Origin of the sequence: Acidisphaera rubrifaciens HS-AP3 (assembly GCF_000964365.1) — a bacterium.
Classification (GTDB): Bacteria; Pseudomonadota; Alphaproteobacteria; order Acetobacterales; family Acetobacteraceae; genus Acidisphaera; species Acidisphaera rubrifaciens.
In genome coordinates this window covers 1-7,467 of sequence record NZ_BANB01000137.1, presented here as the reverse complement: position 1 = coordinate 7,467, position 7,467 = coordinate 1, and the positions used below count along the sequence as shown (strand labels likewise).

Below are 7,467 nucleotides of genomic sequence, written 5' to 3'. Positions count from 1 at the left end.
GCCGCGCCATCTGTTCTGGAACTTCGTCTCGTCCCGTCCCGAGCGCATCGAACAGGCGAAAGCGGACTGGCGCGCCGGCCGCTTCGCCCGCGTGCCCGGCGACGAGGCGGAGTTCATCCCCCTTCCATGACGCGCCCGCCGTGGCCGTAGAGGGCTTCGGGATCGGCGATCGGGGCCGCGATCTCCACCAGCGCGCCGTCGCGGACGGCGCGAAAGAAGCAGCTGCGCTGTCCGGTGTGGCAGGCGGCGCCCGTCTGATCGACGAGCAGCAGCAGCGTGTCGCCGTCGCAGTCGATGCGCAGCTCGCGCAGGTGCTGCACCTGCCCGGACGTCTCGCCCTTGCGCCATGGCCGGCCGCGGCTGCGGCTGAAATAGCAGACGCGGCCGGTCGCCAGCGTCTCCTCCACCGTCGCGCGCGTCATCCACGCCATCATCAGCACCTCGCCAGTGTCGTGCTGCTGGGCGATCGCGGGCACGAGGCCGGCGGGATCGAAGCGGATGGCGTCGAGGATGGCTGCAAGCTCGGTCATGGCGGACTACATAGGGCGTCGTGATGGATGGCGACATGCCGCGTTTTCCCGCCCCGGTCGAGCATATGCTCGACCATGCGGAGGGGGTCTGCACCGCCCATGGCGGGCGCCTGACGGCGCAGCGGCGGGCCGTGCTGGGCCTGATCCTGCAGGCGGAGGGGCCGCTCGGCGCCTATGAGCTGCTGGACGCGCTGCGCCGGACGCAGCCGGGCGCGGCGCCGCCGACGGTGTACCGCGCGCTTGATTTCCTTCTCGCGCACGGGCTGATCCACAAGCTCGAACGGCTGTCCGCCTATGTCGGGTGCGTCGCGGGCGACCACGCGGAGGGCGGGCACGCGCATGCCGCCCAGTTCCTGATCTGCCGTGGCTGCGGCCGGGTGACGGAAATCGAGGACGCGGCGGTGACGGACGCGCTCGCCGCCGCCGCCCGGCGCACCGGCTTCGCGGTCGCGCGCGCCACGGTGGAGGCCGAGGGCCTGTGCGCGGACTGCAATCACGGCTCCGGCTAGGTCCGCGTCGGCCTGGTTGCGTCCGGCCGCCTGGACGCGGCCGCGCCCGCCTGACGGCATCGTTATCGGCCGGCGCTCCAATCGACGCCCACGAAGCTTGACACTGCAATCGCCCGGGCCCCGATAGAGCCGGCAGCGCGTCGCACGCAGGGAGCACGACACATGCAGATGACCGTCCGCGACGCCCTGACCGTCCTGCACGGGATGTGTTTCGGCGCGCTGTTCCTGCTGGCGTTCTCCGGCGCGCTGGTCGGGCTGTACCGCATGGCAGCCGGCGCTACGGTTGCCCTCCCGCGGCGGGATCAGCGGCTGTTCGCGGCCTATCTCGTCGTGATGGTGGTGCTGGGATGGGCGGCGGTGCTGAGCGGCGCCTATGTCATCTATCCGTGGTACCGCGCCATCGCGCCCGCGGGTGCCGACCTGCACGACTTTCCGCAGCGGCTCTTGCTGTCCAGCCCCGCCACGTCCGGATGGCACGACCTCGGCATGGAATGGAAGGAGCATGTCGCCTGGATCGCGCCGATCACCATGACGATGGCGGCCTATGTGTTCGTCCGTTACCGGGCGTGGAGCGTTCGGTTTCGCGGCCTGTACGCGGCGGTATTCGCCTTCGCGGTCGTGGCGTTCCTCGCCGCCGGGACCGCCGGCGGCTTCGGCGCCTTCCTCAACAAGTTCGCCCCGGTGCGCGGCGGCGCCGTGCTCACGCTGATGCAGGGAGGCGGCTGATGGACACGCGCGAGCCGGGCCTCGGCTATGACACCCGATCGACGCCGGCGGGCGCGCCGCCGCCCAACGGGCCGGGCGCGGCGGCCGTGCTCGGCACGGGCATCGGCGTCGCGGCCCTCGGCGTCTTCGCGCTGGCCGGCGATGCGCTGCCTCCGGTCGCCCGGCTGTTCGACATCTATCACCCGACCGGCCCGCTGTCCGGCGTCACCTCGGGCGCGATCGCGGTGTGGCTGCTGTCCTGGCTCGGGCTGCACCTGCTGTGGCGGGACCGCTCGGTGCGACTCGGCCCGGTCGTGGCGGCGGCCGCGATCGGATTTGCGGTCGGCCTCGTGCTGACGTTCCCGCCCGCGATGGACGCGATTCAGGGCCGTTGACGGCGCGCGCTCACCCCGCGCGCAGGATCGCGAAGCCGGCGTCGAGATCGGCGATCAGGTCGTCCACGTCCTCCAGGCCGATATGCAGGCGCATCGCCGGGCCGCCGAAATCGCCGGTGCCGGCGGTGCGCGTCAGCGTGCCGGTGGTCGGCAGTACCAAACTCTCGTACCCGCCCCAGGACGCGCCGATGCCGAACAGGGTCAGCCCGTCGATCATGCGGTGCATGGCCTCCACGGTGTAGTCGGGCCGCAGCACCACGCCAAACAGGCTGCACGCGCCCGTGTAGTCGCGGCGCCAGATGTCGTGCCCGCGCGCGCCGGGCAGCGCGGGATGCAGCACCTCCGACACTTCCGGCCGCTCGCGCAGCCACGCCGCGACGCGCAGTCCCGCCGCCATCTGCGCGTCGAGCCGCACGGCGAGCGTGCGCACCCCGCGCAGGGCGAGCCAGCAATCGTCGGGGCTGGCATACTGGCCCAGTATCAGAGCCGTCTGGCGTACCCGTTCCCAGTCCTCGTCGCTGTTGGTCGTGATACTGCCCAACAGGACGTCCGAATGGCCGCCGACATATTTCGTCAACGCCTGGATCGACGCATCGACGCCGTGGCGGAAAGGCTGGAAGAACTGGATGCCCCAGGTGTTGTCCATCAGCACCTTCGCTCCGCCGGCATGGGCGGCGCGGGCGATCGCGGCCACGTCCTGCATCTCGAACGTATGGCTGCCGGGGCTTTCGACGAACACGACGCGCGTGTGCGGACGCATCAGTGCCGCAATGCCGGCGTCGCCGAGGGCGGGATCGTAATAGGTCGTATGGATGCCGTAATGGCTCTCCAGCATGCCGCAGAAGCGGCGGCTCGGGCCATAGACGCTGTCCGGCATCAGGCAGTGCTCGCCCGCGCGCAGATAGGCCAGCAGCGCCGTCGTCACGGCGGCGAGGCCGGACGAGACGATCTGGCAGCGCGTCCCGCCCTCGATCTCCGCCACCGCGTCTTCCAGCGCCCAGTGCGTCGGCGTGCCGCAGACGCCGTAGATGAGATACTGATCAAGCCCGCGCTGGCCGGCGGCGCGACGGTCGGCGCAGCTTTCGTGCAGCACGGTGGAGCCGCGGGTGAGCGGCGGATTGACGAAGCCATGGGCGCGCGTGCCGGCGCGTCCCGCGTGCGTCAGGCGCGTGCGGGGGTGCAGCGGGCGCGGAAGGTCGCGATCGTCGGGCATCAGGTGGCGACCGGCGTATCGGACCGCCCGCCCCATTCGGTCCATGAGCCGTCATAGACCGCGGCCGGCGGCAGTCCCGCCGCGGCCATCGCGAGGCTGAGGAGCGAGGCGGAGACGCCGCTGCCGCAGGTCGCGACGACGGGACGGCCCCCGTCGATGCCCAACGCCGCGAAGCGTGCGCGCAACTCGGGCGGCGGCCGCAGCGTGCGGGCCGGCGTCAGCACCTCGGCATAGGGCAGGTTGACGGCGCCCGGGATGTGGCCGCCGCGCATGCCGGGACGCGGCTCGGGCACATGCGCGTGGAAACGCGCGGCGCCGCGGGCATCGACCACGATCTCCTCGGCCGTCGCCACGTTGCGCAGCATGTCGCCGATGCCGCGCAGGCGGCGGGCGCGCAGGTCGGGGCGGAACGTCGCCGGGACGGAGGGCGCGGCCGGGCCGGCCTCGGTCGGCTGCCCGGACGCGCGCCACCCCGCGAGCCCGCCGTCGAGCACATAAGCGGCGTCGTGACCGAACAGGCCGAGCATCCACCAGCCGCGCGCGGCCCACATCATGTCGTTGTCGTCGTAGAAAACGACACGGCTGGCGTTACCGATGCCGAGCGCGCCGACGAGGCGGGCGAAGCGGCCGGCGCTCGGGACCATGTGCGGCAGGTCCTGCTCGTCGTCGGCGACGGCGTCGATGTCGAAGCGGCGGGCGCCTGGGATATGCGCCGCCCGGAACTCCGCCTCCGCGTCGCGGTCGATGCCGGGCAGGAACTTGGTCGCGTCGAACACCAGCAGATCGGGATCGCGCAGATGCGCGGCGAGCCAGTCGGCGGAGACGAGCGGGGAAGAGGGGGCGTCGGTCATCGGTCGGTCTCCGTCCAGTCGCGTCGCAGCCGGGCACGGTTCGCGGTCAGCCACATCAGGCCGAGGGCCGCGACGGAATTGGGAATACGGCCGGCAAGGGCGGCGGCCTCCGCGGCGGCGGCGTCCCAGACCCGCACCCGGATGTCCTCGTGCTCGCTCGCGAGGCCGCCGGTGGTGGCGACCACCCCGTCCGGTCCGGCCGGCGGCGCCGTGACCCGGCCGACATAGATGGCGCAGGTCTCGTCCGCCCCGCCCGCGGTCAGGATGAAGGTGCCGATCGGCGTCAGGTCGGCGGCGGCGAGGTGCATCTCCTCCTCGATCTCGCGCGCCGCGGTGGCCTCCGGCGGTTCATCGCCGTCGCACATGCCGGCGGGCAGCTCGACCAGCACGGGATCGCAGCCGGCGACCAGCGCCGGGAGGCGGAACTGTTCGATCAGTACCACGGTGTCGCGCACGGGGTCATAGGGCAGAATCGCCGCGGCGCGGCCTCGCCGCCAGACCTCCCAGGTCCGGGTCTCGGACATCGTCCCGTCGAAGCGGCGATGGCGGAAGCGGACGATGTCGAGCTTGGTGCGCCGGTCCCACACCCGCTCCGCCCCGACGATCACCACGTCCGGGTGCGCCGGGATGGCGAGGTCGGGAAGGTCCGCGGGGACGTGCGGCGGCGGAGGAGCGGACGGCATGCGGTCCCGTATAGCCGGCTGGCCGCGCCGGGGAAACGCCGCTGGCCCCAAGGGAGGGCGCGTCAGGACCCGAGAGGTGGCTCAGGCCCGGGTTACGGCTCAGGCCAGCGGGCAGCTCAGGTGTTGGCCCCGAGCAGGGCGCGCAGCCGCGCGGCGCCGGCGGGGCCCTTCAGCGCCTCGCGCCAGTTCGCCTCCGCGACGCGCTGATGCGCCGCCACGGCCTCGTCCGCCCCGGTGATCATGGCGACGCCGGTATGCGCGCTGGGGTGCGTGTCGGCGCGGAACGGGTTGATCGACAGGTTGGCGCGGTCGCGGGCGCGCAGCACGCCGAAGCTGGTGGTGGGCTCGCTGCCGGTCAGCAGACCGAACTGCAGGCCCATCGGCTCCGTTTCCATGATCTGCGCGATATTCTCGACCTCGGCGGCCGCGACCTGCCGGCAGATGCGGCGCACGCGCTCGGAGGCCTGGATGGTCCCCGCGACGCCGCCGGCGAGGAAACGCTCGATCGCGGGAAGCGGCAGCATCGCGATGATGCTCGGGCGGCGCATGTTGTACATGCGCTTGCGCGCCGACTGGATGCCCATGACCTGTTCGGCCATGGACCGCATGGCGACACGGTCGCTGCCGGTCTGTTCCGCCACCTCGTCGAAGACTTCGGCCAGCGCGCTGTCGAAACTGTCGGAGGTGGTGAGGTAGCACACCGGCCCTTCCATCAGCAGAAGCTGATCGGCCGTCTCCTCCACCTGGCGCAGCCGCTCGAAGAAGCCGACGGGGCGGTTGTAGTATTCGACGCCGATGCCGAGCAGCGACAGCGGCGAGATCTTCAGCAGCTCGGCAAGGCGCTTGATCGTGTCGAGCTTGATCACCTCGCCCTTTTCGTAGCGGTAGAGCGCGGCGCGCGAGACGCCGAGGCGGGCGGCGATCTCTTCCGCGCGCAAACCGCTCTCGAGGCGATAGGCTCGTAGCTGCTGGCCGATCTCGGTAAAGCGCATCATGACCACGGGCCTCGTGCGCCCGCCTCCTTGGCTAGTGCGAGCGGAATGTCAGTCTCCGGGGATCGCTCTCCCTGCGGACATCGGGCGGCGGGGAGCGGCGGCGCGAAGGGGACAGTCGCTCCGCTGCCGCCTCCGGTCGAAGCGTCGAGGTTACGCACGCCAGCGTAGGTTTAGCATATCGCCAGAAAATCAACACCGGATCAACACGCGCGACTCGTCCAGGGGTTCGGCGAGATGTCACCTAAACATCGGTAACACGGAACTGTCGGTAACAGTCTAGTCGGTGTTTAGCAACCTTTGATGGATAATGCGACGGTTCGGCGGCCACCCCTCCGTCTCACGCCTCGCCTCGGTCCGCCGCCACCGCCTGAATCGCATGGCCCGGGTCGCGCGATCAAAAAGCGGTCCTGCGTCCCGCCGATTTCAGCGTTTGAAAATGAGCGGCGCGTTCCCGCCGGCGGGATCAGACGCCGAACGCGGCGCGCCAGCCGAGTCCCGCCACCGTCCCCGCAGCCGGCCGGTACTCGCAACCCACCCACCCCGTGTAGCCAAGCTCGTCGATGCGGCGGAGGACGTGCGCCCAGCCGATCTCGCCGGTCCCAGGCTCGTGCCGTCCGGGCACGTCGGCGATCTGCATGTGGGCGATGACGTCCATGTGGCGCGCCATGCGGGTCGTGAGGTCGCCCTCGGTCACCTGACAGTGATACAGATCGAATTGCAGCCCCGCGCGATCGGTGCCGAAGGCGGCGGCGATGGCGGCGCCCTCGGCCTGGTGGCTGAGGAAATAGCCCGGCATGTCGCGCTGGTTGATCGGCTCCAGCGTCAGCCGCACGCCCGCCGACTTGGCCTGTTCCGTCGCATAAGCGAGGTTGGCGGCATAGACGGCGGCGGCCGTGGCGCGCGGCAGGCCGGCGGGGGGGATGCCGGCCATGCAGTGCAGCAGCCGGCAGTCCAGGGCCGCCGCGTAGTCCAGTCCGCGGGCGACGCCGTCGCGGAACTCCGCCTCGCGTCCCGGCAGCGCCGCCAGGCCGCGCTCGCCGGCGTCCCAGTCGCCGGGCGGGAGGTTGAACAGCGCCTGCGTCAGGCCGTTGGCGTCCAGCCGTGCCTTGATCTCGGCCGGCTTGTGGTCGTACGGAAACAGGAACTCGACGGCATCGAACCCGTGGACCCGGGCAAGCGCGAAGCGGTCCAGGAACGGCACTTCGGTGAACATCATCGACAGGTTGGCGGCCAGCCGGGGCATGCGGCGCTCCTCGGATCGGGATCGACCCAGCACGCTAGCCGCCGGCGGCCGTCGGGACCAGGGCACCCGCGGCCGGCATCGCGGCGCGCCGGGCGGCGAACAAGGGAGGGCGTCATGACGACCGAGCGTGTCCTGCTGTCGCTGCTCCTGATCGCGATCGCGGTCGGCTGCGGCGTGGTGCTGTATCCGTTCGCCTCGGCGATCCTGTGGGCCGCCATCCTCGTCTACAGCACATGGCCGCTGAGCGAGCGGCTGCGGCTGCGGCTGCGGCTCCGGCCGAGCGCCACGGCGGCGGTGATGGTGACGCTGACGGCGGTCGTCGTGCTGCTGCCTCTGGCGCTGG

At 71.6% G+C, this 7,467-nt stretch carries 10 protein-coding genes and 1 pseudogene; 5 read left to right on the top strand and 6 right to left on the bottom strand.

What is annotated here, in order from left to right; all coding sequences use genetic code 11:
- Positions 1 to 10: 10 nt before the first annotated feature.
- On the top strand, positions 11 to 130 hold the full coding sequence (locus B8460_RS23575; protein WP_456303902.1) for a pirin-like C-terminal cupin domain-containing protein: 120 nt from the start codon (positions 11 to 13) through the stop codon (positions 128 to 130).
- Here the strand turns inward: B8460_RS23575 and hisI are convergent.
- Positions 114 to 530 (bottom strand): phosphoribosyl-AMP cyclohydrolase, encoded by a 417-nt coding sequence (hisI, locus tag B8460_RS05145; protein WP_048860507.1) that lies wholly within the window; start codon positions 528 to 530, stop codon positions 114 to 116. The genes B8460_RS23575 and hisI overlap by 17 nt on opposite strands.
- 35 nt (positions 531 to 565) lie before the next feature.
- On the opposite strand from hisI, the gene B8460_RS05140 reads away from it, so the two are divergent.
- The 3 genes from B8460_RS05140 to B8460_RS05130 all read left to right on the top strand — a co-directional run bounded on the left by B8460_RS05140 (position 566) and on the right by B8460_RS05130 (position 2,139).
- Complete coding sequence (locus B8460_RS05140) at positions 566 to 1,039, top strand: Fur family transcriptional regulator (protein ID WP_048860510.1); 474 nt, start codon at positions 566 to 568, stop codon at positions 1,037 to 1,039.
- A gap of 162 nt (positions 1,040 to 1,201) precedes the next feature.
- On the top strand, positions 1,202 to 1,765 hold the full coding sequence (locus B8460_RS05135) for a hypothetical protein (RefSeq protein ID WP_048860506.1): 564 nt from the start codon (positions 1,202 to 1,204) through the stop codon (positions 1,763 to 1,765).
- Positions 1,765 to 2,139, top strand: coding sequence for a hypothetical protein (locus B8460_RS05130; protein WP_048860505.1), 375 nt, complete (start codon positions 1,765 to 1,767; stop codon positions 2,137 to 2,139). Before B8460_RS05135 ends, B8460_RS05130 begins: the two co-directional genes overlap by 1 nt.
- A 10-nt stretch (positions 2,140 to 2,149) precedes the next feature.
- On the opposite strand, the gene metC is transcribed toward B8460_RS05130, so the two are convergent.
- The 5 genes from metC to otnI all read right to left on the bottom strand — a co-directional run bounded on the left by metC (position 2,150) and on the right by otnI (position 7,124).
- Positions 2,150 to 3,352 carry a cystathionine beta-lyase gene (metC, locus tag B8460_RS05125; protein ID WP_048860509.1) on the bottom strand — a complete coding sequence of 401 codons (1,203 nt, stop codon included), beginning with the start codon at positions 3,350 to 3,352 and terminating at the stop codon, positions 2,150 to 2,152.
- A complete protein-coding gene (sseA, locus tag B8460_RS05120) occupies positions 3,352 to 4,203 on the bottom strand; it encodes a 3-mercaptopyruvate sulfurtransferase (protein WP_048860504.1) in 852 nt (283 codons plus the stop codon). The genes metC and sseA overlap by 1 nt, the downstream gene beginning before the upstream one ends.
- Positions 4,200 to 4,886 carry an NUDIX domain-containing protein gene (locus tag B8460_RS05115; RefSeq protein ID WP_048860503.1) on the bottom strand — a complete coding sequence of 229 codons (687 nt, stop codon included), beginning with the start codon at positions 4,884 to 4,886 and terminating at the stop codon, positions 4,200 to 4,202. Before B8460_RS05115 ends, sseA begins: the two co-directional genes overlap by 4 nt.
- A 116-nt stretch (positions 4,887 to 5,002) precedes the next feature.
- Positions 5,003 to 5,878, bottom strand: coding sequence for a helix-turn-helix domain-containing protein (locus B8460_RS05110; RefSeq protein WP_048860508.1), 876 nt, complete (start codon positions 5,876 to 5,878; stop codon positions 5,003 to 5,005).
- A gap of 466 nt (positions 5,879 to 6,344) precedes the next feature.
- Positions 6,345 to 7,124, bottom strand: a complete 780-nt coding sequence (gene otnI, locus B8460_RS05105) for a 2-oxo-tetronate isomerase (RefSeq protein ID WP_048860502.1) — start codon at positions 7,122 to 7,124, stop codon at positions 6,345 to 6,347.
- Positions 7,125 to 7,238: 114 nt separating this feature from the next.
- On the opposite strand from otnI, the pseudogene B8460_RS05100 reads away from it, so the two are divergent.
- Positions 7,239 to 7,467, top strand: a pseudogene (locus B8460_RS05100) (AI-2E family transporter); the annotation flags it as partial.